20 protein-coding genes and 3 pseudogenes are annotated in these 26444 nt (G+C 70.2%); 11 read left to right on the plus strand and 12 right to left on the minus strand.

Annotation, left to right across the window (positions count from 1 at the left end):
• Positions 1-306: 306 nt before the first annotated feature.
• A complete protein-coding gene (locus BCD49_RS26840) occupies positions 307-906 on the plus strand; it encodes an RICIN domain-containing protein (RefSeq protein WP_007507826.1) in 600 nt (199 codons plus the stop codon).
• Positions 907-910: 4 nt separating this feature from the next.
• Here BCD49_RS26840 and BCD49_RS26845 read toward each other — a convergent pair whose 3' ends face one another.
• Together BCD49_RS26845 and BCD49_RS26850 are read right to left on the minus strand one after the other, a co-directional pair.
• Complete coding sequence (locus BCD49_RS26845; RefSeq protein WP_007507825.1) at positions 911-1177, minus strand: hypothetical protein; 267 nt, start codon at positions 1175-1177, stop codon at positions 911-913.
• 199 nt (positions 1178-1376) lie between these two features.
• Positions 1377-2255, minus strand: coding sequence for a hypothetical protein (locus BCD49_RS26850; RefSeq protein WP_071042032.1), 879 nt, complete (start codon positions 2253-2255; stop codon positions 1377-1379).
• A gap of 300 nt (positions 2256-2555) precedes the next feature.
• Here BCD49_RS26850 and BCD49_RS26855 point away from each other — a divergent pair, with 300 nt between their 5' ends.
• Complete coding sequence (locus BCD49_RS26855; protein ID WP_007507823.1) at positions 2556-2741, plus strand: hypothetical protein; 186 nt, start codon at positions 2556-2558, stop codon at positions 2739-2741.
• Positions 2742-2934: 193 nt separating this feature from the next.
• Here BCD49_RS26855 and BCD49_RS26860 read toward each other — a convergent pair whose 3' ends face one another.
• Positions 2935-4017 (minus strand): effector-associated domain EAD1-containing protein, encoded by a 1083-nt coding sequence (locus BCD49_RS26860; RefSeq protein ID WP_071042033.1) that lies wholly within the window; start codon positions 4015-4017, stop codon positions 2935-2937.
• A 41-nt stretch (positions 4018-4058) separates the two neighbouring features.
• On the minus strand, positions 4059-5156 hold the full coding sequence (locus BCD49_RS26865) for a hypothetical protein (RefSeq protein ID WP_007507821.1): 1098 nt from the start codon (positions 5154-5156) through the stop codon (positions 4059-4061).
• A gap of 339 nt (positions 5157-5495) precedes the next feature.
• Here BCD49_RS26865 and BCD49_RS26870 point away from each other — a divergent pair, with 339 nt between their 5' ends.
• Complete coding sequence (locus BCD49_RS26870) at positions 5496-6206, plus strand: IS6 family transposase (protein ID WP_051467358.1); 711 nt, start codon at positions 5496-5498, stop codon at positions 6204-6206.
• Between the two features lie 807 nt (positions 6207-7013).
• On the plus strand, positions 7014-7217 hold the full coding sequence (locus tag BCD49_RS26875; RefSeq protein ID WP_007507818.1) for a cold-shock protein: 204 nt from the start codon (positions 7014-7016) through the stop codon (positions 7215-7217).
• A 536-nt stretch (positions 7218-7753) separates the two neighbouring features.
• On the opposite strand, the gene BCD49_RS26880 is transcribed toward BCD49_RS26875, so the two are convergent.
• Positions 7754-8419 (minus strand): response regulator transcription factor, encoded by a 666-nt coding sequence (locus BCD49_RS26880; RefSeq protein ID WP_071042034.1) that lies wholly within the window; start codon positions 8417-8419, stop codon positions 7754-7756.
• A complete protein-coding gene (locus BCD49_RS26885) occupies positions 8416-9585 on the minus strand; it encodes a sensor histidine kinase (protein ID WP_007507816.1) in 1170 nt (389 codons plus the stop codon). The genes BCD49_RS26880 and BCD49_RS26885 overlap by 4 nt, the downstream gene beginning before the upstream one ends.
• Positions 9586-9740: 155 nt before the next feature.
• Between BCD49_RS26885 and BCD49_RS45290 the strand changes: the two genes are divergently transcribed.
• A complete protein-coding gene (locus BCD49_RS45290) occupies positions 9741-10442 on the plus strand; it encodes a hypothetical protein (RefSeq protein WP_007507815.1) in 702 nt (233 codons plus the stop codon).
• Positions 10443-10610: 168 nt separating this feature from the next.
• On the opposite strand, the pseudogene BCD49_RS46505 reads toward BCD49_RS45290, so the two are convergent.
• A pseudogene (locus tag BCD49_RS46505) lies at positions 10611-10808 on the minus strand (TetR/AcrR family transcriptional regulator C-terminal domain-containing protein); the annotation flags it as partial.
• 57 nt (positions 10809-10865) lie between these two features.
• Between BCD49_RS46505 and BCD49_RS26895 the strand changes: the two are divergent.
• The 4 genes and pseudogenes from BCD49_RS26895 to BCD49_RS45295 all read left to right on the plus strand — a co-directional run.
• On the plus strand, positions 10866-11069 hold the full coding sequence (locus BCD49_RS26895; protein WP_007507814.1) for a DUF7489 domain-containing protein: 204 nt from the start codon (positions 10866-10868) through the stop codon (positions 11067-11069).
• 77 nt (positions 11070-11146) lie between these two features.
• Positions 11147-11389: pseudogene (locus BCD49_RS26900) on the plus strand (dihydrofolate reductase family protein); the annotation flags it as partial.
• Between the two features lie 84 nt (positions 11390-11473).
• Entirely contained in the window at positions 11474-12070 is a 597-nt protein-coding gene (locus tag BCD49_RS26905; RefSeq protein ID WP_007507812.1) for a dihydrofolate reductase family protein, read from the plus strand.
• A 43-nt stretch (positions 12071-12113) separates the two neighbouring features.
• Positions 12114-12176, plus strand: a pseudogene (locus BCD49_RS45295) (integrase core domain-containing protein); the annotation flags it as partial.
• 194 nt (positions 12177-12370) lie between these two features.
• Here the strand turns inward: BCD49_RS45295 and BCD49_RS26910 are convergent.
• From BCD49_RS26910 to BCD49_RS26930, 5 genes are all read right to left on the minus strand, one after another.
• The gene (locus BCD49_RS26910) at positions 12371-14932 is read right to left on the minus strand and encodes a sensor domain-containing protein (RefSeq protein WP_007507811.1); all 2562 of its coding nucleotides are present in this window, start codon (positions 14930-14932) and stop codon (positions 12371-12373) included.
• 276 nt (positions 14933-15208) lie between these two features.
• Entirely contained in the window at positions 15209-15505 is a 297-nt protein-coding gene (locus tag BCD49_RS26915; protein WP_007507810.1) for a hypothetical protein, read from the minus strand.
• A gap of 53 nt (positions 15506-15558) precedes the next feature.
• Positions 15559-17967: a serine/threonine-protein kinase gene (locus BCD49_RS26920; protein WP_007507809.1), complete on the minus strand. Its 2409-nt coding sequence runs from the start codon at positions 17965-17967 to the stop codon at positions 15559-15561.
• An 18-nt stretch (positions 17968-17985) separates the two neighbouring features.
• Entirely contained in the window at positions 17986-22602 is a 4617-nt protein-coding gene (locus tag BCD49_RS26925) for an nSTAND1 domain-containing NTPase (protein ID WP_241832404.1), read from the minus strand.
• A gap of 902 nt (positions 22603-23504) precedes the next feature.
• Positions 23505-24353 (minus strand): NAD(P)H-binding protein, encoded by an 849-nt coding sequence (locus BCD49_RS26930; RefSeq protein ID WP_007507807.1) that lies wholly within the window; start codon positions 24351-24353, stop codon positions 23505-23507.
• Between the two features lie 89 nt (positions 24354-24442).
• On the opposite strand from BCD49_RS26930, the gene BCD49_RS26935 reads away from it, so the two are divergent.
• The gene (locus BCD49_RS26935) at positions 24443-24925 is read left to right on the plus strand and encodes a MarR family winged helix-turn-helix transcriptional regulator (protein WP_007507806.1); all 483 of its coding nucleotides are present in this window, start codon (positions 24443-24445) and stop codon (positions 24923-24925) included.
• Between the two features lie 474 nt (positions 24926-25399).
• Positions 25400-26444 (plus strand): effector-associated domain EAD1-containing protein (locus tag BCD49_RS26940; RefSeq protein ID WP_241832405.1); only part of this gene is annotated, 1045 nt, incomplete at its 3' end.

Below are 26444 nucleotides of genomic sequence, written 5' to 3' on the forward strand. Positions count from 1 at the left end.
ACGGCGAACCTTGGCTGCCGTGGCCCGCTCGCCGACCGAACCACTCCGTGAAACTCCGCCTTGGCGTTGACATTCCTGCGGTTTCGGGGAGCAGCCGACAGGGCTGACGGCCGTCCAGAGCGCATGGCCAGGTCGAAGGGACGACATCCGGCCTTTCCACGGCATAGCACGGAGGGTTTGTTCATGAATCCCACCCCGCCCATGAATGAGAGTCGCCTGCCCAGAGGACGCCTGGCGGATGTGCGGAACGACGCCGCCGACGGGCGGGCGTCCAGCATTCCCCTGGATAACTGAGGAGAACCTGACGTGGAACTTGGGGCGGGCCCTGCGGGCCCGATAGACGGCAGGGGCTGGCGCCGCCGCGCCAGGCGACTGGCGCTGCTGGCCGCCGCGACGTTGTGCCTGACGGCGGGCGGGATCGCGTCCGCCAGCCAGGCGAGCGCCGACACGGCGGTATCCGGGCCACCGAGCGGTATTTTCAGACTCCACGCCACTTTTCGCACCGTGGATACCTGTCTCGACGACCCGCGCAACAGCACCGGAACCGACAACGTCATCTACGGGGTTACGACCTGCAACGGCACCGCCGCCCAGAATTTCTACCTGATTCCTGGTGCCAGTCCCGGCCTGTATCGCATCAGGCATGGCGGGGCCATCAGATGCCTCGTGCCAGACATCCACAACCCCAGTGTCATCGTCCAGCACGACTGCGAGGCCAACGGTCCTCTGTCGGATTTCGACTGGCAGTATGACTTTACCGTCATCGACACCCAGGTCTATGAACTGCGCAACATATATTATGGGGAATGTCTTGCGGTAAGTCACGCCGACTATCCACGAGTTACGCTGGCTCCGTGCACTTCCGCCATACTGAACGATGCGCTCTGGTTCGCCACGGCGCCCTAGGCAGTCACCACCGAAAGTGAGACAGAGCCGATCTTGAAACGGGCCCCCAGTCCCGCCGCCCGCGACCGGCGAGTCGGCGGCCCCGGCGGAAGAAGTCGACGGCGTCGGCGACGGAGTGCGACTTGTCCCAGGTGAGGAACGCCCCGAAGGGCGCGTTCCAGAACCCGTCCTCGGTGGGCGGCGGTGGCGCCGGCGGGCCGACGTAGAGGTAGGGCTGGGCGACGTACTCGTCGCCGGGCGACGCGCCATAGTTGATGTGGCACTGTTGCATCGAGCCAAGCCTGGCGATCTTGGCTGTGAATTTTCCTGCGACCGGACGCTCAAGTGGCCGCGTAGTCCGGCCTCGCACGGCGCTTGCGGCGTCTGCTTGGCCTCTGTGAGGTGTCCAGACAGGAAGACTCGCGGTGAAGATCGCTGGGCTTCGCTCGATGCAACAATGCCGTCGGTGGTTCGGTTGGCGGTCAGCGGCCCTAGTGACGCAGGCCGTGCAGCCCGGCCGGCTGGCCCGTCCGATCCTCGACTGGGTTGGTTGAGCTGCACCCCTGGCAGCCTCGCTGTTGGCAGGTGGCCGAGCCGGTTGCTGGAGGGAACAGCCGGTTCGCAGTTTCAGCCAGCTGTGCTACCTGTGCGGCAGTCAGCCGTGGCTTGCGGCGCAACACATGGGGCACGACCTCACGCAGCCCCAGGAGGGTCACTCCGTCGATGGTGCCGTCCCGCCAGAGCACGTCGGCGTCGACCGCCACGAGAATCGGCTCCACGGCCGGCGGAGGCGACAGGACGGAGAGGTGGTGGGCGACCTCGGCGGCGAGCGCGGCGGTGGTGGCGAGTACTCCCCGCAGCGGAAGCGAATCCAACCAGGCGCCGTCGCGGCGGTAACGCACCTCGCCACCTCCATCCTGGTCGGTCACCACCTGCACACCGGACGGGCCGATAACGAGATGGTGAAGAACCAGGGTGGCTCCGGGCACCGTACGGTCGTGGAGCACCACGTGACCCGACCGCACCAACTGCCCGAGTACGCGGGCGGTGCGCCGTTGCGCCTCCGTCGCTCGCCGCCACCCCTCGATCTCCGGCACTGTCGCATAGAACCGCCGAGCGCCGTCCAGCATCCCCGTCACCGCGACCAGGCCACCGACGACCAACGCGGCCGGCAATGGGGCTTGTAGCCCGCTTGCAAACAGCAGGCCCATGAGCATCCCGGACGTGGCGGCCACCACGGCCGTCGCCGTGATCACGTATGTGTGACGGTCCCGACGCTCGGCCTTATACGCGACCTTCTCCCGCAGGTACGCCTCGTACGCCGACCCGCCTGGGGTGCCGCCGGGTTCCGCGGTCCGGCGCTGGCRCATTCTGCTGCCGGCTGCGTTCTGTCGCACCCCATCACACAGGGGTTGGACGGCCGCCGATCCAGGCCCGTGGATGGCATCACCGACACTGACCTCGTCCTTGCGCTTCCCCACTGCATCGGCCATGCAGGGAGCATGGCCCGACCGCGCTCGGCTACATCAGCGTCGTGAGCCGCCGGGGCAGCGGACAATAGGTCCTGCCGGCCAAGGTCGGATGGCCCGAATCCACATCGACAGAATCAGCTTCCGCTCCTCCTTTGCGGGAAGCGCACGCCGGGCGACCGACGGGTACGGCGTGAGCCAGTGGTCTTCGTCGCTCATCGRCTGTGCACGGAGCGGGCCGCCGATCGGATCATCCTGATGGACGAGGGCGGGGTGCGGGCGATCGGCACCGGCGACGAAGTGCTGCACATCGACGAGCTCCACGCCCTGCTCACACAGGGCCAGCTCCTCGCCGGCCCGCCCTGGACGGGCGCGGCGCACGCCTGACCAGGCCTGGTCCGCGCGGCGCCGATCCGGCCGCCCAGCGGGTACGGCCGGCCGGAGACCGGACATCGTGGCGGTGCGGCCACCGCCGCGATGTCCGTCCACCGGCCCGCAGCCAGCGCGGGCAGGGCATTCGCCGGGGTGGCCGAACGTGTCGACGCGGTCTCCGACCTGTGTTCGACTCTGTTCGGCGTGATCACGGCGTGGTCGGGGCTTTGCAGGGGGATGACGTGTCGAGGACGATCGATCCGTCAGGTCGTTGGCGCAGCACGCCGTGTTGGAACCACTGCACGGTGTCGTCACCGCAGGCCAGCACGTTTGACGTCGGGAAGCCCAACCGGCTCGTCGGACCGCCGAAATCGCCCTCGTAGACGCGCCAGAACGGCGGGGTAACCCACACGCAGGCCGCAGCGTTCGGCGCACGAATCATGGCGTTCGCGCCGGRCAGCGCCCCGCCGGGAAGGTGGATGACCCGGCCGCCGTTCACCTCCTCCACGGGCCTGTCCATGACCCCCCGTTGCACGGTGATGGTGTATCCGTCCAGGACATCGGTCAGGCACCGGAGATCATCGGGGAGCAGGGCGAATGCGTGGGCTGGGTCCGGTGCGACGATCGCCGCGTCCCGGCCGCTCGGCGTTCTGAACTGTTGCTGTGCGCCGCCACCGACGGCCACGACGTTGTTCGTCGCGCAGCCGAGCGTCGCCTGGCCTCCGGCCAGGTCATAGGCGTTGCGAATCGACCGGGTATAGGCGGGGATGCCGAAGCCGGGCGCGCTGGCACACGCCAGTGCCGCACTCGCGCTGATTTCTGGGCTTCCCTCGGAAGCCGGTAGCACCGGCTTGGTCACGGACTGGCCGGTCTCGGGGCTCCGCTGAGCAGCGGGAATCGTCGGGACGTCGTCGGTCCAGATGGGAAGGCAGGCCAGCGTTACCGCCACGGCCACCGCTGTGAGAATCGCCGCCGCCGGTCGCCAGCCGGGTAGACGGCGGGCGACCTGCCGGCCGCCGAACGCGGAATTTTCCGGATTCTCTCGCCGAGCCACAGCGAGGAGCGCGACACGCCCTCCCTGCTGCAGGCCGTTGCAAAGCTCCTCGGCGACGGTTCCCCAGTACAGCCGGGCAGACTGCCGTCCGTCGCCCATGGGTAGGTCGATCACGGGCAGACCGGCCCGTTGCAGCAGGCCACGGGCCGCGGGCAACGAGCCGTAACTGGCCGCGAGCGCCGCGATCTCCAGCTCGGAAAGCTGCTCCGTGAAGTCCGCCGTCGAGGCGCTATCCATGTCTCGCCGATTCCGCGCCGCAGCGCGCCGCCAGATCACTACTACCCGAACGTGACGATGCCGACGACATCGGTAAGCCCTGTCGGCGTGTCCGCCGCGATCCGCGGTGCGGCTCCGAAGGGATACACGGCACCGGTTTCGTCGGCCAGCCAGTAGCCGTCGCCGAATGCGGTCGGCGCGAGCCCGACCACCTTGGCGACGGGAGGATGCTCGCCGAGCGAGCCGTAGAACTTCACTGCGGCCGGGTCGGTGGTGTTCGTTGGATACGAGAAGACGCCACCGTCGCCGGCGACGAGCCAGTACCCCGACCGGCTGTCCACGGCGGCGATTCCGGTGACGTCCTCGTTCAGCCGACCTGTCACGGTCTCGTACTGCGTCGCGTCGCCGAATGCGTGCGCGCTGCCCTGGGTGTCCGCGATCCAGTACCCCCGGCCCGACATGGTCGACACGATTCCCGCCGCCGGGCCTGTGTGCCGGACCGCGGCGAGCGTTCCGAACACGGGGGCGCTCCCGCGGCCGAGCACGTCACCGTCATCGGTGAGCAACCACATCCCGGGCGGGCGGTCGTCGTCCTCGGCAAGCCCAACGATGCCGGCCGCTATGACGGGACGACGGGCTACCGGGCCCGACAGGCGCAGAGCATCCCCGAACGGCAGGAGTTCGCCGCCACGGGTGACAAGCCAGTAGCCTTCGGCCGTCGCTGTCGGCACCAGCGCGACGATCTCGGCACCGCTGTCCGCCGACGAACCCAAGTGGGGCGCGGCCCCGCACGACATCACCGCACCGCCGGCGGTGACGAGCCAGTATCCGGCGCCGCGGGCGCTCGTGCTGACCTCCGTCGCAGCCGACTCGCTCGCCTGCGGCGTTGAGGTGGTCGATGGGGTGGTCGCCGCGGTGGCGTCCACGTCCGGGGACGATTCGGCTGTAGGACCGCCGGACGCCTCCGCCCCGTCCCCGGGCGACTGGCCCACCGCCCAGCGGATCGCGAAGAAGGCCATCGCGCCGACTCCGGCGGTCAGCAGCGCGCGTCGCCCCGCCCGGGCGGCGGGCTCGAGCCGGTAGCGACGGCCGGCGAGCCAGAGCGTCGCGCCGACAATGAACGCGGCGGCCAACACGCTGGCAAATACCTCGGCAATCATCGGTGAATTACTCCCGCAGCCCGAGAAGCCACGTCCGGGCCATCACGGCGACCGGTATTGCCGGCGTTGCGCGCACCGCCGGCGACCGCGGCGAGGTGTCGTGCCACCCAGGCCGTCATAGCGCTCCATCGCCGCCCGAAAAGTCCATGCCGCACCCGTACCACTAGTGGAACGCCGAACGGCCATGGTCGGTTGCGCCGCCATGCCCGTGACCTGCGATTTTGAGCTCCGCGTGACCCGATGACCGTTTTAGACCGAATCGATTCCGGCAGCGCAGGCGCGGGACTGTTGCAGCTGGCCATCGAGCTGGTCTGCGCCGCGAGCCGGCATGATCGTGTAGTGGCTCGAGATGTCGTGCGCCCACCGGTCCCGGCGTCGGAGTTCGTCGGGTTCCGGTTCCCGCCGGAGGTCATCACGCTGGCGGTTCGCTGGTACTTGCGACTTGCGTTGTCGTATAGGGACGTCGAGGAGCTACTGGCCCAACGTGGCCTCGACGTTGATCACGTCACGATCTTCCGGTGGGTGCAACGGTTCACGCCGCTACTGGTCGTGGCGGCCCGGCCGCGCCGCCACGGCCCAGGCGACAGATGGCATGTCGACGAGACCTACATCAAGATCGCCGGTCGGTGGCGGTACCTGTACCGTGCCGTTGACCAGCACGGCCAGGTCATCGACGCACTCGCCAGCGAACGACGCGACCAGGTCGCGGCCCGTCGGTTCTTCCACCAGGCATTGGCCCACGGCCGTCGACCGGTCGAGGTCACCACCGATAGGGCACCGGTCTACCCGCGAGTCCTCGATGAGCTGCTGCCCGCGGCCTGTCACGTCGATGCCCGGTGGGAGAACAACCGCATCGAGTCCGACCACAGCAGACTCAAAGCCCGGCTGCGACCGATGCGCGGGCTGAAACGCCTACGGTCCGCCCAGACGATCAGCACAGGGCACGCGCTCGTCCAGAACATCGGCCGCGGCCACTACGAACTCGGAACCGACGTCGAACCCCGGCGCCGACTTGCCGCAGCGTTCACCGAGCTCTCCCACGCCATCTGATCACCAGGCCAGTAGCGGCTCGGCATGCCCGACTCCTCACGATGCAACAGTCCCGCTTGGCTCACGTCCATGGCTGCCGGCCTACCGGACGACCCGCCTATTAAGAGACAGCCCTATTAAATGCCAGAACATGCCGAATGATGACGGAAAATGTTTGTACCGCCACGGTTCTCGAATTCCTTGTCGGAGCTTTCCGATATCGGCCCTCGATCCGTGCCGGTCGGTGTCGGGGCGTCCACGCCCACCTCACGCCCACAACGATCATGGCCAGCGCGGGGCTGCCCCATCCGCCGCGTGCGCACATCAGGAACAGCGGCAGCCGACCACACGCGGTCTGCGCCCTCCCCTACGCGACATCGCCTGGCAGCTCGATCAGACGCATCACCCACCTCGCCAGCCTCCTCCACGAATATCAACAAGCCGCGGCTCGGGCACTGACCAGAGAAATCGCATACTTGCACCCCTCGGAGCCGCGCCGGCTTGCCCTGCCCACCGATGACACGATCATGCCCGACTGGCCTGCCAGCCTTGCCCCCCAGCCAATGCGACCGTGCGGGGCTGATCGAAGCCCAGCCGCGACGACGGGGTGCCCACCAATCCGCCTCCCGACCACAGACGGCGAGTCGACGCGACTAGTGATAGGGTTGGCTCCGTTGCAGTTAAGGTTCCTCGAACGTACCGACGCCCGCGGATTCTGGCAGCGGGCGTTTGTCGTGTTCCGGCCAGTTCGGCAGTGGGAGCGATCGCACCGCAGCACCCCGGCCCGCGCCAGGCGGTCCCGGTTCAACTCCCACGAAGGAGAAGCACATGGCTCAGGGCACCGTTAAGTGGTTCAACGGCGAAAAAGGCTTCGGTTTCATCGCGCAGGACGGCGGCGGTCCGGACGTTTTCGTTCACTACTCGGCGATCGACAGCGCGGGTTTCCGCAGCCTGGACGAGAACCAGCGGGTGGAGTTTGACGTCACGCAGGGCCAAAAGGGCCCCCAGGCGGAGCACGTCCGCCCGGTCTGACGCACACCTCTGACGTCTGCGCCTCGAGCGCCTCGAGCGCCTCGAGCGCCTCGGCGTTGATCTTATCGTAAAAACCTGAACAGCTGTGCGGGTTGGTATCCGACCCGCACAGCTGTCCCTGCGTCCGTGCTGTCGGTTTTGCCGCGTCGCGGACGATGAACCCTATGGGTGTGGGGTGCAGGTGGACGGTCAGGGGCGCCGAGCTTGGTCGGGTGACCCGGGGGCGCGATCCCCCGGGCAGCCCCCAACCCACGACCCCGCCACCGTCACCCCACCGGGCGGTTCGATCCACCACCGCAAGATCCTCGGAGGCGTCATCAACGAGTACCACCGCGCCGCCTGACCGAGCTGCAAAACCGCAGGCCAAGCCCCCGAATCGGGTTCTGGCGCCCTACAGGCGTGCGCCGGCGCGTTCGGCTGGCGCTCGCCGCGCTCGCGGAGGTGGGGGCGCTGCAATCGCGGCCGCCCGCCGGTGCTCGCTGTCGCCTTCGCCGAGGTGCGGGCCGGTAAACCACTCAGGTGCCCTCGGGAGCAAGTCATCRCTCGGCGTCGGGGAAATCGGCCTGCTGAACGAGCAACGCGACCTGCACGCGGTTGGCGGCTTGCAGCTTGTCCAGCAGTCGGGACACGTAGGCCTTCACGGTGGCGGTGCTCATGTAGGCGATGTGGGCGACCTCCGCGTTGGACAGGCCTTTGCCGAGCGCGAGCGCGACCTCGAACTCTCGCTCGGTGAGAGCGGAGAGTCGGGCACGGGCGGCGTCCCGAGCGCTGGTGCCGGCGCGGGCGCCGGCGAGGTCCATCAGGCGTCGGGTGACCGACGGCGAGAGCATCGGGTCGCCGTTGGCGACCCTCTCGATGGCGTGGACGATGTCGGCCGGTGGGGTGTCCTTAAGCAGGAACCCGGCGGCTCCGGCTGCCAGCGCCGCGAATACCTCCTCGTCGGCGTCGAAGGTGGTGAGCACGAGCACCTTCGGGGGTTGCGGCATGGCGTGCAATGCGCGCGTCGCGGCGATGCCGCCGACCCGGCACATGCGAAGGTCCATCAGTACGACGTCCGGACGTAGCGAAGCCACGGCAGCCACCACCTCGTCTCCGTCGGCGGCTTCGCCCTGCACCTCGATGCCTGGCGCGGCTCGGAGCATGAAGGTCAGTCCGCTGCGGACCAAGGCGTCGTCGTCGACGATCAACACGCGGATGGTCATGTCGTTCCCTGTTCCGTGGTGGCGCACGGCAGCCAGGCGCGGACCTGGTAGCCGTCGTCGGCGACCGGTTGGTACTCGATCCGGCCGCCGCTGAGGCTCACGCGTTCCCGGAGCCCGGTGAGCCCGGTCCCGGAGCCCGGTGGCGCCGCGCCCGTGGGGGTGACGGGGGAGGCGTGGTTGCGGACCGACAGCTCGATGCCGTCGTCGGTGTCGTGCATCTCGATGCGGACCCGCGCTTGTGGGGCGTGTTTGCGAACGTTCGTGAGGGCTTCCTGCACGACTCGGTAGAGGGCGCCGCCGGTCGAGGTGGGGCTGTGYTCGACGTGCTGGAGCACTCGCGGCGACACCGTGCAGGAGATCTCGAGCCCGGCGCTGCGGGACTCCTCCAGCAGGGCTGGCAGGTCGGCCAGTGTGGGTTGGGGCAGCTGTCCTGCGAGTGTGGTCGCCCGTAGGAGGTTGATGACCTGGCGCAGTTCGTTCAGCGCCTCGTGGCTGTTGCTGCGGATGATCGCCGCTATGGTGACGACCTCCTCGGCCGAGGCGCCGCGGTGGTACTCCAGGGCGCCGGCGTGCACGGCCAGGAGCGAGAGGCGATGCGCCAGGACGTCGTGCATCTCGCGGGCGATCCGTTCGCGTTCCGCGCGTCGGGCGGCCGCGGCGCGTTCGATGGCCCGGTACTCGGCGTCGCGCACCTGTCGGCGCATGGAGTCCAGGAGCTGACGGCGCGCCCGGACGAACATCCCCCAGCCGGTGACCGCGAACGTTGCCAGCGCGCCGACGGTGAAGGCGCGGACGGCGTGCGGAACCGGGTACAGCGCCAGCGCGGGCACGATGCTGATTACGGCCAGGGCGCCGACCGCGACCGCGGTACGCCAGTGCCGGTGCTCCGCGACGGTGAACGCACAGATAAGTCCGATCCCGCCGGCCAGCGTGGACACGACGCCGATCGCGATGGCCGCCGCGGCGAACGCCACCGGGCGGCGGCGCCGCCAGATCCAGATCCCGGCGAAGCAGCCCGCACCCAGGAGCACGTCCGCCGCCCGCAGGGCGACCGGGCGATCGGTGCCGCCGTAGAGGACGTTTTGCTCACTGGTCAGGCCGACCGCCAGGGCCGCGACGGCCAGCCCGGCGTTGATCGCTGCCTCTCGTCGCGGGGCTGTGCTCACCCGGTCAATGTATGAGTCTCGGGTGGACGGGATCGGAGTAGTGGACGACCATCGACCGAAGTCGACGCCCCGACGTCGAAGTGTCGACCGAAGGACACCCGGAAGCGCCGCCTGGCCGCAGCGGCCGGGCTGCCGTCCTTGGCACGGTCGTAGCCATGACCACTACTGACCGCTTCGCCTTTGCCGCTGCGGACCGGAAACTCACCGGCACGTGCGCCCTGCTGGTGTGCACCCTGTCGCTGGTGATGGTGCCGCTGTACTTCGTGTACTCCGGGCCTCCCCCTGCGAGCAACGTGTTGGTCCGGGCCCTGATCACAGTCGTGGTCTTCACGCTTTTCCTGGTCTTCACGACCGGACTGAGGCGGGTGCTCGGCCGTGGCGCCGGACTCGCCGGTGAGATCGCGTGTACGTCCGGTCTCGTGTACGCCGTGATGACCATGGTCGCCGCCTCGCTCGAGTCCGGTGTCGCGCTCGAGTACCCCGACGGGTCCAAGGACCCCACCATCGACGGCCCCCTCGCCAACGGGATGGCGCTGCTGCACGGCCCGATCGCCCGTCTGCTGGTCGCCACGTTCTTGATCGCGCTGGCCGGCGCCGTGCATCGCACGCATTCCCTGCCGCGTCGGATCCGCAACGGGTCGGTCCTGCTTGCCGTGGTCAACCTCGCCTTCGTGCCCTCGCTGTTCTTCGGCATGGACCCGGCGAACTTCTACGCCGCCAACGGCTGGGGAAGCACCGCCAGCATCGGCGCCGTGAACATGTTGTGGACCGGTGCGATCGGTGCCGCGATCCTGCGCCAAGGGCACGCCCCTGCCGACATTCGCGGCCGCGCGCACACCGCCATGTCCGCCGGCTGATCGCGGCCGACCGGTGCCATCGACAGCCCAACGGCATTCGACGGCCGACGCGCACACATCACACCGCCGACACGACAAAGAGAAGACGTATATGGGAAACCAGACGAAACCAACGCGTTCGAGCAAGCCGGTCTGGGCGATCGCGTTGTCCACATCCGGGCCGCGGGGACCCGCCGTGGCGATGAGGCGTGCGCCGTCGCGGACCGAAAGTATCGCTCGGCGCAGGCTCCGGGCATTCCAGGCCAGGAAATCTCGCCACTCCTCACCCTCGGCCGGGATCCGGTCGGTGTGCCAGCACTCGAGGACCTCCGCCGCCACCTCGGCCAGAAGCGCGTCCTTCTCGCCGGAGACCGTATGCCCAGCCATGCTTATCGCTGATTACTTTCCTTTCCGGCTGCAACGGAACCCGACTCGGAGGAACCCATGAGCGACGAGACTGCGTGGAGCGCGGTGGTGGTGAAGAAGTCCCGTGCGCTGTTGGACGGATCGAACCTGTACCGGCGAGTGACGATCCGGCACGACGGCGGACACGAGGAGAAGATCCGAGTCAGCCGTGCCATCTGGAAGCAGGTCAAGGCCGGCGACCGGATGGTCAAGGAGACGGGACAGGACCCGCGTCCCGTGTGACGCCGGCGGAGTCACCACGCCGTGTCCTGGCCACCACGTGGTGAGGACCAGCAGCCGGCCCGGCGCGTGTCCGCGAGCTCGCGGACGCCGCCGACGGCGACACCTACGTCTTCGGCGGCTCTCAGACCGTGGCCGCGCTCGGCGCAGCCGGACTGATCGACGAGTACCAGGTCTTCATCCACCCCGTGCTGCTCGGGACGGGCCGACCGCTATACCCGCAGCTGCCCGCTCGAGCTCAGATGGTGCTCGTCGATTCACGTGTCTTCGACGGCAGCGTCGTCGGTTCTCGGTACGCCCGCAACCAGCAGGAGTCTCCATGACTGAATCAAGCCGGCTGCGCACGACGGTTCAGGGGTGAGGCCGCCACAAGGCGCGGCGCGACCAACTTCCCGCAAGGAGACACCATGACTGCCACGTACACCTTCGACATCTTCTCCACGCTCGACGGCTTCGCCAACCACAACGGCGACTGGGGCGGCTACTGGGGCAAGCAGGGCCCCGAATTCCTCGCGCATCGCGCCGCTGCCTACCGCGACCCGCTGCGCATGGTGCTCGGGGCCAAAACCTACTCGTCGAACGCGCCGTTCCTTAACGCGGGCTTCGACCGCAGCCTGTTCGACGGGTGGATCACGCGCATGTTCGACTCCCCCGTCACGGTGCTCTCCAGCCGGCTGACCGAGCCGCTCGAGTGGCCGGACACGACCATCGAGTCCGGCGATCCTGTCGAGGTGGTCACGCGCCTCAAGGCCGAATCCGAGGTGCCGCTGCGCTCCCACGGCAGCCTGACGCTCAACCGGGCGCTGCTGAACGCCGGCCTGATCGACACCATCGAGGTGACGGTCTTCCCAGTGATCTCCGGGACGACCGGCGTGGACCGGATCTTCGACGGTGCGGACGACTTCGACCTCGAGCTGCTCGAGGCCCGGACCTTCGACGGCCACACGCAGGTGCTGACCTATCAGCCGACCCGGCACAGTCGATCGGCGACGGGGCGGCGTTGAGCCATGCCGGGATCCGCGCGCGAACGCCTTCGCCGAACGCTGGGTGCGCACCATCCGCGCCGAGCGCCTCGACTGGGCCTTGATCTGGAACCGGCGCCACGCCCAACAGGTCCTGTCGATCTACGTCGAGCACTACAACACCGCCCGACCCCACCGCGGCCTCGACCTCGACATCCCCCGACCTGCGGACCCCATCCGGCGATCCGGGCGGCCCGATCAGGCGCATCGACCGCCTCGACGGCCTCCTCCACGAATATCAACGAGCCGCCTGACGGCCGACGCCAAGTACAGGCGCGTGGTTTACCAAGGAGGCATGGGGAGCGCTTGGCCTACGGCGGCGCCTTGGGCGAGGTCGCAGTCCAGCGCTCGGATCGCGTCCAGCTCGGAGGGCGTGTTGACGCCTCGTGCGGCTACGTCCAAGTGCAGTAGGTGTGCGAAGCACACGACGCCGGCGAGTACCGCCGCGGTGGCGTCGCTGTGATCTACGCCGTGTACGTACTGCTCGCTGAGGCTGACGCCGTGAAGCCCAGATGGCAGCTGGCCTGCGGCCATTGCTCGCAGCGGTGTGGTCTCGGTGAAGTCGAGGCGGACCGCGACGCCGGCGTCGGCGAGTTGATCGATGGCGGTGTCGATCTCCCGGCGGTCCTGTGCCCTGAGCTTGTCGGGGATCACGATGCAGAGAGTGAGGCCGTGTCCCGCGGCCGGCGCCGATCCGGTGGTTCGCGCGATGATTCTCTTGCGCAGAGCGGGGTCGCCGAAGCTGCGGGCGGAGAGCCGAATCCACATCTCCCTGGGTGATGTCTTGCGGCTCTCGTCCTGCTGTTTGTCGCCTCTGATCGTGAGGGTCGACGCGGTCATCGGCGTCTGCGCACCCGCGGCGTCGTGCGCATAGCGGATCGCGCTGTCAACGAGCCAGAGGTCGAGGTCGCTGGAGAGTCCTGCGTCGACTGCGATCGGTTCGATGTCTTCGGGTGCCAGCGCACGCCGGGCTGGATGAGGCCAGCAGGGGATCGCCTCCACCGCGACGATCGGGCCGACCTGGCGGGCGATCGGCAGGAACCGCAGGACAAGTCGCCGCTCGCACAGCGCATGTTGTAAGGCGGTGACGTTGCGCAGTCGGGCGGCGTGTACAGCGCGGACTGGTTCGTCGTAACGGACGAGGCATCCGCCGCCTTGCCGCTTGGCTTCGTACATCGCCACGTCGGCGGCAGTGATCAGCCTTTCGGCGTCGGTGAGGCCGGGGCCGGACAGCGCGGCGCCGACGCTCGCGCTCACGTTGACCGGCCGGCGCAGTTCGACGGTGGGCTCGAGAGCCTGGATGACCCGCTCCCCGATGGATTGCAGGTCATCCAGGCTGCCGACGCCCTCGCACAAGACGGCGAATTCGTCGCCCGCGAGCCGGCCGGCGACATCCCCGGGCCGCACCGCGCGGCGGAGCCGGGTGGCGACGGTCGTGAGTAGCTTGTCGCCGGCCTGATGCCCGAGTGTGTCGTTGACCGCTTTGAAGCCGTCGAGATCGACGAACAGGACGCCGGTCCGGGTCTGGTTTCGCCCGGTCCGGCTCAGGCTGCGTCGTAGTGCGTCGAGCAGCGCCGCCCGGTTGGGCAGTCCGGTCAGGGGGTCGTGCAGGGAGCGGAACTGTGCGTCCTGCTCCATGCGGATCCGCAGTACCGCCGATCCGAGGATCGCGGACACGGAGCGGATGAAGGCGGCGTCATCAGAGGTCCGTCGACGCCCGGCTCCACGGAGGCAGATCGTCGCAACCGGCTCGTCTGCGGGTCCTACCGGCACCCGCATGACGGTGCAGGAACGCTCTGTCGCCGGCATCGTGGCGCCGCTATCTGAGAGGACCTGACCCTGCAGTCCGACGTCGTAGTTCAGGTGGGCTGGGATCGTCGGGCTGTATGGGGCCGATGGGTCGGTGCCGACGCCCACGCCTGCGGAATCGTCCGAAGCAGCCCATGCGCCGGGGTGCCGATCCGGCGCGGGCCGACCGCGCACGATCATCACCTCGGCACTGATCTGCTCGGTGAGGGTCCGGGTTCCCCGATCCCACAGCACGTCCTCATCGGCGACTTCCAAAGCCTGCTGCGCAAGATCCGCGAGTGCCGTCTGGCGACTGGTACGGACTCGTAGTTCCGCGCTCGCGCGTTCGTGCTCGGTGACGTCGCTGGCGACGCCCGCGACCGACGGACGCTGCGCCGCGGCACCGGGCAGCGGAACAAGATGGACGTCATACCAGTGTCCACCCGCCGCCAGGACCTCATGGACACGCTCGCCCCGCAGCGACCGACGCACCATTGCCAGCACAGCCGGATGGTCACGGAACGCGGTGAAGACGCTGGAGCCGGTCACCTGTCTAAGCCTTGCTGCAGGCAACTGGTGGGCAGCGCCGCCGCTGGTGAGCACCCGCCCGTCGTGGTCGAGAAGGAAGACCGAGACCGGCGTGTTGTCCAAAACAAGCTGAAGCTGACGATGCGTCGAGACAAGCTCCGTTATGTCCTGAATCTGGCTGAGAAAGCAGCGGTCGCCGTCGATGGTTACCTTGCTCCCGAAGGCTAGGACATGGGTGATCTGGCCGTCGGGCCGGACGAAACGGACCGTGCGCTGCCGCCAGTCGAGGCGTCCGGCCAGAACATCCCCTGGGTCGATAGCACGCAGTTCTTCGACTTGCATCGGGTCGACGAGTTCGTGCCAATTCCTGCCAACGACTTCGCGGGCATCTCGGCCCAACAACTGGCAGGCGAACTCGTTGACCCGTCGCACCCTGCCATCGTCGATACTAGTCAGGGTCAGACCCATCCGGAGAAGGTCGAACAAGTCGGAGAAACCCAGCCCGCCGCGAGGTTCGCTCTCCGACACCGCTCGCTACACCCCCATGACCATCAGCGCGGGGACGCGGCCGGGCACCGTCGGCCACGTCGCCGCCGTTCGCCCATCACTCGTACCCGACACCTCGCTCACCAACCTGATAGCCAGCAGACCGAGCGGGCAGGGGCACTGTTGCATTGAGCCAAGGCAGCCGGTCTTGACCGTAGATCTTCTTGCGATCAAGTCGCCCAGTGGCTCGACCGGCTGCTCTCCGGGGCCCCGCCGACTCTCCTCAAGGCCTCAAGACCGAAAGATTTACGGCCGAGATCACTCGACTTGGCTCAATGCAACAGTRCCCGCCAGCGCCTTGGACTCGGCGCGCTGGTCGGCAACAATACGGGCTTCATCTTCGCGCGCTTCGGACACGATCTGTGCTGCACGGGCGAGCGCGGCGTCGGCGAACGTCTCGGCGTCGACGCGCAGTTGTTCGGCTTCCTGCCGGGTTTCCCGGGCGGCGCTGAGGATCTCCGCAGCTTGGAACTCGGCGTTGCGAACTTCGAGTTCGGCAGTGTGCCGGGCGATTGCCACGATCTCTTCGGCATGATGCCGTGCCGCGTCGACCACGAGGGCAGACTCCCAGCTCAAGGCAGGTGGCCGAGTTCTGGAACCCCATAGGGTCAGCGCGGGAGGACGGCGAGAAGGCCGGTCCGGCCGTCGGGGAGCAGGGTGGTGATATGACCGGCGGCGATCCCGGTGGCGAGAACCGTGCCGCCGGTCGGCCAGACGGCCAGCGCGGCCGGGGCGGCCAACGCCGCCCGGCCGCGGTCGACCGCGGCCGGCGGGGTCGTGACGCCGCCGCCCGGCCCGGCGTGGAGTGGCAGGGTCACGACCCGGCCGGTCATGGGGTCCGCGACGAGCACCAGGCCGTCGGGCAGGACGACGAGTGACGTGGGCGCCCGCAGCCGCGACGCGGCGGAGCTCGGGCTGGCCGCGGGCTGGTATCGGCCGCCCGCCAGCGGGGTGATCTGCCCAGATGGCGCGACGGCTCGCACGCGGCCGTTGCCTGTGTCGGCGACGAGGACTCGCCCGTCGCGCAGCGCGGCCACGCCGGCCGGTCGCAGTAGCCGGGCGCGGACGGCCGCGCCGCCGTCACCGGCGTCCCCCGGCTGCCCGGTGCCGGCCAGGCGCCGGGCCTCGCTCGCGCCCGGGCGGCCGGGGTCGGTCGGCTGGGCGAGGGTGAGCCGCAGGACGCGGTGGTTGCCGGTGTCGGCGACCAGCAGACGGCCCTCGGGATCGAGCGCGACGGCGCGGGGTCCGCGCAGCACGAGCTCGGCGGGACTGAGCTCGGTCCAGCCGGCAGGCTCGGCGCGGACCGGCCCGGAGTGGTGGCGACCGGCGGTGAGCTGCCCACTGCTGGCTCCGGCGACCGTCTCGACAAGATCGGCTGCCGCATCCACTCGGCGGATCAAGCCATTGCCGCTGTCCGCGACATAGAGCGCACCGTCGGGACCGCACCCGAGGCCGTACGGGGTGTCGACCCGGGAGTGCCGCCCGGACCCCACCTCGCCGGAGTACCCGGCCTCGCCGGTGCCGAGGACGGGCACCGCGGGGCCGTCGGGATCGACGCGCAGGACGAGGTGACGGGTGGGCACGCTGACGTAGACCGTGCCGTCCGGCCCGACGGCGATTCCGTGCGCGCCGGGCACGGCGACCGGGGTCGGCTCGGCGCGTCGCCGGCCGGGAATCCGCGACACGCTGGTAGGACCAGTCGTCGTCCCATCCAGCCCGAGGTGCCGGCCGTCGGGCAGCAGCGCCACGAACCGGGCGGCGGGCGGCCGCGTCGCGACCGGAGCGTGGGGCGGCGGCACCGGGACGGCGGCGGGTGCCCGGGCCGTGGGGGCCGTGGGGACTGCCGGAGCGGACTGCGCCGAGGGAAGGAGCGGGGTCGACGGGGCAGGGGCAGGCGCCTTGGCGGCCCGGCCGCGGAAACGGCGGCCGGCCGGCGCGGCGGGTGGCGGCCGGTCGGGCGGCGAGCTGATCACGGTGCCGGCGTCGGCCACGACGGTCCATGGCGCGGTCGCGGTCCCGTCCGGCGCGAGCGCCGGAAGGGCGACGGCTGTCGGCGGCGGTGCTGGAGCAGGAACGGCTGTCGAGGAGTCGGCCGGGGGCCGGTCGCCGGCGGGCGGCCCCAGCTGGCGGCCGCGCAGCTGTTCGTCGATGTAGACCGGCACGGCGCAGCGAGCCACCCAGTCGGGGCCGTAAAGGTGGGCGGCCGCGGCGAAGAGCGCGACCGCGAACTCGCGGCCAGTCTGGTAACGCCCGGCCGGATCCTTGTGCAGCGCGCGCAGGACGACCTCGGCGATCGGGTCCGGCACCCGGCCGGTGAGCGGCGGGGGCGCGAGCTCGCGGTGGGCGTGATGCAGCTGTTCGAGGGCGCCGCGGAACGGCGGCGCCCCGGTGAGAATCTCGTAGAGGGTGATCCCCAGGGCGTAGACGTCGGCCGCGGGGGTGATCGGCGAGCCGTCGAGCTGTTCCGGCGGGGCGTAGACCGGGGTTGCGATGTTGGTGGCAGGGCTGAGCTCGTCGCCGAGGATCTTGGCGACGCCGAAGTCGGCGACCTTGACCGTGCCGTCGGCGGCGACCAGCACGTTCTGCGGTTTGATGTCGCGGTGCACGATGCGCCGGGCGTGCGCGGCCCCGAGTGCGGCGCCGATCGCCACCCCTGCGGCGCAGGCGTCGAGGATCGACCGGCTGCTGGCCTGGCCGAAGTAGCGGCCCAGGGTGCCGTCGAGCCGCTCCATGACGAGCAGGTGCAGCTCGCCGTCGGTCTCGTAGTTGTAGACCTCGACCAGGTGCGGGTGGCGCAGGCTGGTCAGCATCCGGGCTTCCGCGCGCAGCCGGGCGGCCAGGTCGGCCCGGGCTGCCGGGGTCAGGCCGGGGCGGGCGGTGTCGATCCGCTTGATGGCGACGCGCTGGTCGATGTCGCGGTGACGACCGCCGAGGACGATGCCGAAGCCGCCGCTCCCGAGCACCTCGGTGATCTCGTAGACCCCGTGGAGGAGCGCTTCCTCGCGTTCGAACGCCACCGCGACCTCGGCTGTCGGCTAGCTGGTGGACGCCGGCGCCCGGCCGCACGGCGCGCGGTAGGGAACGTCGTCCAGGTAGGTTTCCCATTCCTGCTCGGTGACGGGGTCGCCGATGTTGGCGCACAGGCGCTCAACGTTGCGTTCGATGTTGAGATCGACGAGCACCGTGTAGGGATCAACTCCGGGGAAGGCGAAGGCGGCCATGAGGTAGTCGCCCGCGCCCTGGAACGCGCCCGTGAGGATGACCCCGGCCAGCGTGGGGAACGACAGGAACCATTGGGGGCTGCGTGGCTGGGACACGTCCCAGATCCGGGTCTGCAGCGAACCGCCGGCGACGAGGCGCCGCCCGTCCGCGCTGAAGGCGAGCACGTTGGCCCCCGAAGCCTGCCTGGTGGTGGTGCCGACGACCCGCGGCCTGGCCGGGTCGGACACGTCGACCAGCCGGATCTGGCCGTCCTCACCGCCCAGCGCGACGATGTGGCCATCGGGGCGGAACACCGGCGGCGAGACGAGCTCGTCGCCGAGGTTGAGCGTGCCCTCGGGGCCGCCGGTGAGATTCCCGGCCACCGGCCACACCTTGAGGGTCTGGTCGTTGCTGGTCGCCGCGAGCCGCGTCCCGTCCGGGCTGAAGGCCACCTGCGCCGCCCCGGTTGGTTTGAAGGCATTGGGCTGCGTGCCCAGCATCGTCGGAGCCCGGGGATTCGTGATGTCCCACAGTTCCACCCCGCCGAAGTCGCCGATCGCCAGGCGGCGCCCGTCGGCGTTGACGGCGACGCTGACCGTCTGGTCCACCTCCCGCGGCAGGACAGCCAGGGGGGCGATCGTCGGTGGCGGCTTGGTCGGGTCATAGCGCGGCCAGCCGGCGATCGCCCGGTCGGACACGTCCCAGATACTGATCTTGTCGCTGGTGTTGACGGCGAGGATCCCCCCAGAGAGCGAGAGGCTGGCGCCCGCGACGGCGTACGGCTCGTCAGGAAGATCGAGCGTCACGGCTGCCCGCAACCGCTGGTCCGGCGGGAGGCCAGCCTTGATCACGTCGTCGTGGACGAACAGATCGCGCAGTTCGGTGATGGTGATCGTGGAGCTGGCGGAGCGGGGAAGAATCGCCACGGGCGTGGTCCGTCGGAACGTGGGCGACGGCGTCGAGTGGAGCCAGCGCAGCGCCCCGTCGGAGCCGCTGACGACGATCCAGGACCGGTCGGTTGGATCGACCGCGAGCGACCAGGGCGTGGCCCGCAGGCCTATCTCCTCGAGCGTGCTGGACGCGTCGTCCGTGTTGTCGCCGGCCGTCTGGACGCCGATCGGGAGGGTGGCGACCTCGTTGGCGGCGGACGCGACGGCGAGCACGTGCGGCGAGAGGTAGGTGACCGCGGTCAGCTGGGAGTCCAGCGTCGTCTGCCGTCCGATGCGGGTCGCCGTGCCGTTCTTGACGGCGTACCGGATGAGCGCGTCGTAGATGGTCTCGACCACGAGTTCGTCGCCGGCCGGGCTGAACGCGAGCGCCCGGATCTGCGTGGTCTGCGCGAGGTCTTCCCGCGGGGTGTAGAGCACCTGGGGCAGGCCCGGTGCCGCCGGGTTGGTGACGTGCCAGAGCAGCGCACGGCCGTCCTCACCGCCGGTCGCCAGCAGGGTGCCGTCCGGGCTGAAGGCAACGGCGCGTACCGAGGCGCCGGCGTCCAGCGCGCCGGCGATCCGTGGCGCGCCGGGAACCGACACGTCGAAGAGCGCGACCGCGTTCCCGTAGCCACCGGCGGCGAGCAGGTCGGCCTTCGGGCTGAAGGCCAGTCCGAACACGCCGCCGGCGGCGAGCGGCGCCGGCAGCAGCGTGTCCCGAACCCGGGGCGCCGCTCGGTTCGTCACGTCATAGATCCGCACCTCGCCGTTCGAGGTACCGACGGCCATCAGGCGCCCGCTGCGGTCGAACGTCACCGCCTTGACGGCATGTGCCTGCGTCGCGGTGCCCTGGCGCAGCGGCGCGCCCACCGGCCGTGCCGCGGCCGAGGTGCCGACGGTGACGTCCCACAGCTTGACGACGCCGTCGTCGGAGCCGCTGGCTACCGTCCGGCCGTCCGGGTTCCACGCGACCGTCCCGATCGAGCCCTGGTGCGCGTGCAACAGCCGGGACGGAGTCTGGGCACCGAGGACCGCGGTCCGCGCCTCCGGCGTGTCGGCGATGCGCTCCGCGACGAGCGCCATCTGCGCGCCGACCTCCGAGTTGTCGCCGGAGATGCTGTCGGCGATGTCGGCGACGTGGGCCGACGAGGCCCTGTTCTCCGCAGCTGTCGCGCTGTTCTTCGCGGMTGTCGCCCCCGCGCGGCTGACGAACGCGACGGTGGTCATGCCGGCGGCGACGAGGGCGACGGCGGTGAGCGCGGCGACCAGCGCCAGCAGCCGACGTGTCCGCCGGCGCATCTGGTCGGCTTCGGCCCGCTCGCGGGCGACGGAGGCGTCGTAGTAGTCGGCCGCCGGGCTCGGCAGCGGCCGGCGGCGCCCGCCAGGCTCGGCCCACTCCCGGGCCGCGGCGAGCCGCTGGCCGCGCAGCAGCAGCGCCGGGTCACGACCGTTGTCCTCCCAGTCCTGGCCGCCGTCATCGAGCCGCTGCCGGACCAACGCCCCCGCCCGGTCCAGTTCCAGCCACTCCCGCAACCGCGGCCACGCCCGCAGCAACGCCTCATGGGTGATCTGCACCCGGTCCTCGTCGGCCTCCACCAACCGCAGCTCACCGATCAACTGGTCGAGAACCCCGGCCGCCCCCGGCGCCTGCACCTCGGCCAGCAACGCCGCCCGCTGCCGTGGCCGCCGGGTCGTCTCCCCCAGCTCACCCACCCGCACCAGCCCGAGCAGCAACGCCCGTGCGCTCTCCTGCGCCGCCGCGTCCAATCCGGTGAACCAGTCGTCGGCGGTCTTCGTCAACGCCCCGGCCAGCCGACCCACCCGCCGGTAGGCGTCGACGGTGAGCGTCCCGGAGGCACGGAGCTCCCAGGTTGCCCGCAGCGCGTGCGCGAGCAGCGGCAACGACCCGGAGCCGGACCCGGCCATGCTCTCGTCGAAGAGGTCGTCGAGGACCAGCTCGACCAGGGCCGGCTCGACGGCCAGGCCAACCGCGCCCGCCGGGCGGACGACCACTTCCCGGATGTCCTCGGGCCGCATCGGACCGATGACCACCTGCCCCCGGGCCAGCGCCTGCGCGAGCAGCGGATGGTCCACACACGGCAGGTAGAAATCACCCCGCACGGTGATCAACACGACGGCCGGCCCGGGTCTGCCGTCCGGCCCCGGCGTCGCCAGCGACACCAGCGCCTCGATGAACGCCGCCCGCTCCCCCTCATCGGCACAGAGGGTGAACGTCTCCTCGAACTGGTCGACCGCCACGACAAGGCGCCGGACCACGGCCGCGCCGCCGATGGTCGGCTCCACCGGCGTGGACGTGAGGTCCAGCGAGGTCATGGCCGGGCCGCGCAGCGCGCGGTGGGCCAGCAACTCGCCGACGAGACTGGCGAAGCGCGCCGGCTCGTCGCGGACGGTCTGCAGGATCGCGCCGCTCAGTCCAGGGGCCGAGATCTCCTCGAGCACCCGGGTAGTCAGCACTGCCAGCGGGTGGTATCCGGGAGTGAGTACCACCTGGACATGATCCGCGGACAGGCCGGGCAGCTCGCCCCGACGCAGCGCCGGCAGTACGCCGGCCCGCAGCACCGAAGACTTCCCAGCCCCCGAGGCGCCGACCAGCACCAGCGGCCCGGCGTCCACCGGCCGGAACCGAAGCGCGCCGAGCACATCGTCGACGGTCTCCGACCGGCCGAAGAAGAACTGCCGGGAGTCGGCGTCGAACGACGCCAGGCCCGGGTAGGGGGAGCGCGCCCCGGCGCCGGTCGTGGCCAGACCCGAGGCTGCCGGGACCGGACCGCTGGCCCCGCGGTCGGGCAGCACCACCGTCGGCTCGGCCCTGGCCGGGTCGGTCGGGGTCAGCCTCGCGATGTTGCGCGCGATCGGCGTGTCCGCCGCACTGCCTGCCAGGTATGCCGCGCGCACCCCGTCGGTCGGGTCGAGCAAGGTCTGGGTCGCCGCCAGAACGCCGCCGACCGTAAGCGATTCGGGGCCGTTCGGGTCGCCGCTCGCCAGCAGTCGGCCCAGGCCGGCGACCGCGGGTGGGAGGGGGCCCGCGGCGAACACCGGCTCCGCCTCACTCACCGYGACCAGGAGCTCCAGCCCGCCGTCCTGACGGGCAGCCGCTGTGAGGAGCGCGTCCGCGACATCGTGGCCGGCGCCGTTCGCGCGCCAGCCGTCGACGAACACGACCCGATGCCGGGCCGGGGACGCCGCGACGAGCGCGAGCAACTGGCTGAAACGCAGCGCGCCCGCCTGGCCGCCCGCAGTCGGGTCACCGACCAGCAGCGGCTCCCCACCCGAGGCGCCGAGCAGACCCAGCCAGCAGACCAGCAGCAGCTCCGTGGGGACAGTACCGGCGCGGGTCAGCGCCAGCGCGACGTCGACTGCGGCACGCGGCCCGTCGAGGATCTCCACCCGGCTATCGACCAGGCCGCCGGGGCCGGTCAGATACCGACGCAAAGCATCCGCGCCGCGCCGCGCGACCGCCGCGCCCCCGTTGCCGACCCCACCATCCGGGCAGATGATCAAGCCGAAGGAATCTGCCGGCAAGCCTGCCGACGCGAGTTGATCTGACATTCCCACCCTCGGACCTGTGCATCCCTGTTATATCGCGGCGAACATCAACGCCACAAACCTGGAGCCGACCGCGCTGCATGCAGATCCTACTGTGTGGGCGCACAATAAACCGCCGATGACCTGGTGCGGTGAAGCCGGTCCAGACCCGGAATTGTTGTCAGTTTCAAAGAAGCGGTAAAGACGCGAGGAGAAAGTCGCGTAGCTGACAGCGCACCGGCACCGTGCGGAATCTGAACGCACGGGTGCGGGCGCTTTTCAGCGGCCGACGCGCGACGGTACCGCCGACCTGTCCGCCGGGCGACACCGCCGGAATCCCAGCGCCGGATCGCGCGGCCGTATACTCCCCCTCCCACGGAGGCGCACCGGCTTCTTCCGGCACGGTTGCGTTCGCCGGGCGGAGCGGCTGGGGTGACCGGTCGGGCATGATCGACTGAGGCGCCGTCGTCGTGTTCGTCTGCCAGTCCGACCACCGACCGCGTCCGACGTACGGGCGGTCCTCGACGCGGCGAACGAACAGCGCAACGCGGCCCGGTGGTCGATCGCACTGGCGCAGCAGCCAAAACCCCAGGTCAGCGCCCACGATCGAATATCGGGCACCCACAGGGTGCCGATCAGGGTGCACAACCCAAGACAGTGGGCCTGGTCAGCGAGCGCGGTCTCGACCTGGCCCGCGAGCAGGTGCTGCTGGAGGCGGGCGAGGACCTGGTGAGCCTCGGCGACCCGCAGGCTGGCGCTCAGCGGCGTGAGATCGGACCACTCGAGCACGCTGGCCTTGTGGACGGTGGGGCGGTGCCGTCCTCACGGCGTCGGGCGTTGGGCAGCCGTCTTCCCCTGGCGCTGCGCGGTCGCGGTCGTCAGCTGGGCAGGAAGTCTGTGCGGTGGGTTTCGATCCAGGAGCGGAAAGATCGGGCGGGGTGACCGGTGATTCGTTCAACTGTGTTGGTGACCGGGGCGGTCTGGCCGATGCTGGCCGCGGCGACGTCGAGCAGGGTTTCCACAATCGGGCGGGGCATTCGACCCTGCTCGCGTTCGAGTGCCTGGTCGCGGGTCAGATCGTCGACGGGGAGCTCGACGCCGAGCACGTCGCCGATGGTCGCGACCGCCTCCCGCAGGCGCAACGGCTGCGGTCCGGTGAGGATCTGCATCCGGGCGCGGAAAGTGTCGCGGGTGAGCAGGTCCGCCGCGACCTGTGCGATGTCGTCGGGATGAATCGGCGTGACGGAGGCGTCCCCGAAAGCCATCGCGACTCGGCCGGTGGTACGGATCTGGTCGGCCCAGTCGCGCTGGGCGTTGGTCGCGAGCCAGCTCGGGTAGAGCACGGTGTGTTGCAGGCCGGAGCTGGCGACGGCCCGCTCGACCGCGCGGTGGACCAGCCCGATGGGCCGGGCGAACTCGCCGGCCTCGTAGGCCGACGGCGAGGACAGCAGCACCAGGTAGCGCACGCCGGCCTTCGCGGCCGCTTCCAGGAAGCCGTCGATAGGGCCGCGGACCGGATAGAGGAAGACGGCCTCGACGCCGCGCAGCGCGTCCGCCGCGGCCGGCCCTGGGTCGGTGAGGTCGAGTTCGGCCGCCTCGGCGCCGGCGGGTAGCCGTAGGGTCGTGGCGTCGCGGGCAGAGCCCCGAACCGGCCGTCCGGCCGTAGCCAGGGCGGTGAGCAGGCGCGATCCGACGTTCCCGCGCGCGCCGGTGACAAGGATGGTCACGACACTCCAGAGTGAGTCGACGAGACAGGGATATTGCCTTTGCTAGCAAAGCATCTTTGCATGCAAAGCAAAATATGGCGAGGAGGGTGATGTCAACCCAGCCCGGGCGCGGGGGCGAACTTGATGTGGACGAGGCCGTCCGTGCGCTGTTGCTGCTGATGCCGCAGCTGATCGGGCGGGCGAAGCGGACGCCGCCGCCAGCCGAGCTGGCCGGGTTGGCCCTCGGCCCGCGGCACCTGTCGCTGCTGTCTTACCTGCTGTTCGACGGGCCCATGACCGTCAATGAGCTGGCTGCGCGGCTGGAGGTGGCGCCGACGACGGTCAGCCTCATGACTGCCGACCTCGGCCGGGGCGGGGTCGTGGAACGTCGCGAGGACCCCGACGACCGCCGGCGACGGATCGTGAGCATCACCGACGCCGGCCGACCGGCGATCGAGGGATGGCTCGGCCCAGGCGCCGCCGCCTGGCGGGAGGCCCTCGGGCCCCTGACCTCGGCCGAGCGCCAGCTGGTCGTCGACACCCTGCGCGCCTACGAACGCGCCGCCAGCGAGCGGTCCTCACCCGCAAGCTAAACGCGCGTCCACCGTCCCCTGCCGGCCGGTGGCCGGTCGGGACGGTCGACATTGAATTTCGACACGGCTTGTCGACGCCTCGCAAGGGGTCTATGGGTAACCGTCGGGTGGTGTCGACAGACGACCGTTTGCCGACAAGATCGAAAGATGYATCTGGCTACTGGGTGCTGGTCGGGCAGGCGTTCCGGTACGGCTCGTCGGCCAGGTAGCGGGTTCATTCCTGCTCGTCCAGGCCCCGGCCGGCGCGTTGGCAGCCCACCTGGACAGCGGCGTTCCACAGGTCTTGGAGCACGCCAACGTCCCACAGCCACGCGGTGCCGTCGTCGCTGCCGGAGGCCAGCAGGCCGCAAGATCTCGCGTGGTCGTCACCGGCGCCCAAGTAGTGCCGTTCTGGGGTGGGGCGGGGTGGGATGATGTTCGCCTGCGCGACGGGTCGTACCGTTCGGGTGGGCTCGGGCTACCGGGGGGTGCCGCGTGAGCGAGAGTTTGTCGGCTGGAGAGATCACCGCGTTTGCTGAAGTCTTCGCTGATCCGGTCTCGGCGCGAGAGGTGCTGGAGGCAGCCGGGTTGTCCCGGAGTCGCCATCCGTCGTGGGATTCGGACGCGCGTGGGTACTGGTCTGGGGTATCGCGTCTCCTGACGTTCGGCGCGCTAGTCGATGGGCGGGGCGCCTTGCTGGCTGTGGCACATGCATTGTTCCCGGCAAATCTAGTGTTCGCGTCGGGTTCGGGAGATGGTCTGGCCGGTGGCGGCGAAGTGGTTCTGCCGGTGTGGGAAGTGCCATGGCCGCGTAACCCGAACTTCGTCGGCAGAGGGGAGGAACTGGAGGGGTTGCGGCGCCGCCTGACTGGGGTCGGGTCCGCTTCGGTGCTGCCGCAGGCGCTACACGGTCTGGGCGGGGTCGGCAAAACGCAGCTCGCGGTGGAGTACGCCTACCGGTGGCGGGACGAGTACGACGTGGTGTGGTGGGTGGCCGCCGAGCAGCCGGGTGAACTAATAGCGGGGCTCGCGGAGCTCGCGGGTGCTCTGGGTGTGGCGGTGGTGGGCGCGGCGGCCGAGTCGGCCTCGAGGGCAGTGGGGCTACTGAAAGCGCGGCAGGTGGCTCGCCAGTGGTTGGTAGTGGTCGACAACGCGGGGGCGCCGTCGGGTCTGCATGGTTTGCTGGGCGCGGCCGGGGCTGGCGGGCACGTTCTGGTGACCTCGCGGGATCCCGACTGGGCGGGGCTGGCGGCGGCGGTCGCGGTCGACGTGCTGCCGCGTGCCGACGCGGTGGGTCTTCTGCGTCGCCGGGCGTCGCGGCTGACCGAACCGGAGGCGGACACCGTGGCGGAGCTTCTCGGGGATCTTCCGCTGGCGGTGGAGCAGGCGGGGGCATGGCTGGGCCAGACGTCGATGACGGTGGCCGACTACTGCGGGCTGGTGACCGAGCGGGCTCGGGAGATCCTCGCGGAGGGTACGCCCGTGGGCTACCCGTTGCCAGTCGCGGCGACGTGGACAGTGGCGGTGGACCGATTGGACG

Source organism: Pseudofrankia sp. EUN1h, from assembly GCF_001854645.1.
GTDB lineage: Bacteria > Actinomycetota > Actinomycetes > Frankiales > Frankiaceae > Pseudofrankia > Pseudofrankia saprophytica.

What these genes read in the sequence shown, in the direction of transcription:
- BCD49_RS26845 (WP_007507825.1), bottom strand. Translation starts at nt 1,177, where the DNA reads ATGCAACAGTGCCACATCAACTATGGCGCGTCGCCCGGCGACGAGTAC.
- BCD49_RS26865 (WP_007507821.1), bottom strand. Translation starts at nt 5,156, where the DNA reads ATGATTGCCGAGGTATTTGCCAGCGTGTTGGCCGCCGCGTTCATTGTC.
- BCD49_RS26875 (WP_007507818.1), top strand. Translation starts at nt 7,014, where the DNA reads ATGGCTCAGGGCACCGTTAAGTGGTTCAACGGCGAAAAAGGCTTCGGT.
- BCD49_RS45290 (WP_007507815.1), top strand. Translation starts at nt 9,741, where the DNA reads ATGACCACTACTGACCGCTTCGCCTTTGCCGCTGCGGACCGGAAACTC.
- BCD49_RS26895 (WP_007507814.1), top strand. Translation starts at nt 10,866, where the DNA reads ATGAGCGACGAGACTGCGTGGAGCGCGGTGGTGGTGAAGAAGTCCCGT.
- BCD49_RS26905 (WP_007507812.1), top strand. Translation starts at nt 11,474, where the DNA reads ATGACTGCCACGTACACCTTCGACATCTTCTCCACGCTCGACGGCTTC.
- BCD49_RS26935 (WP_007507806.1), top strand. Translation starts at nt 24,443, where the DNA reads ATGTCAACCCAGCCCGGGCGCGGGGGCGAACTTGATGTGGACGAGGCC.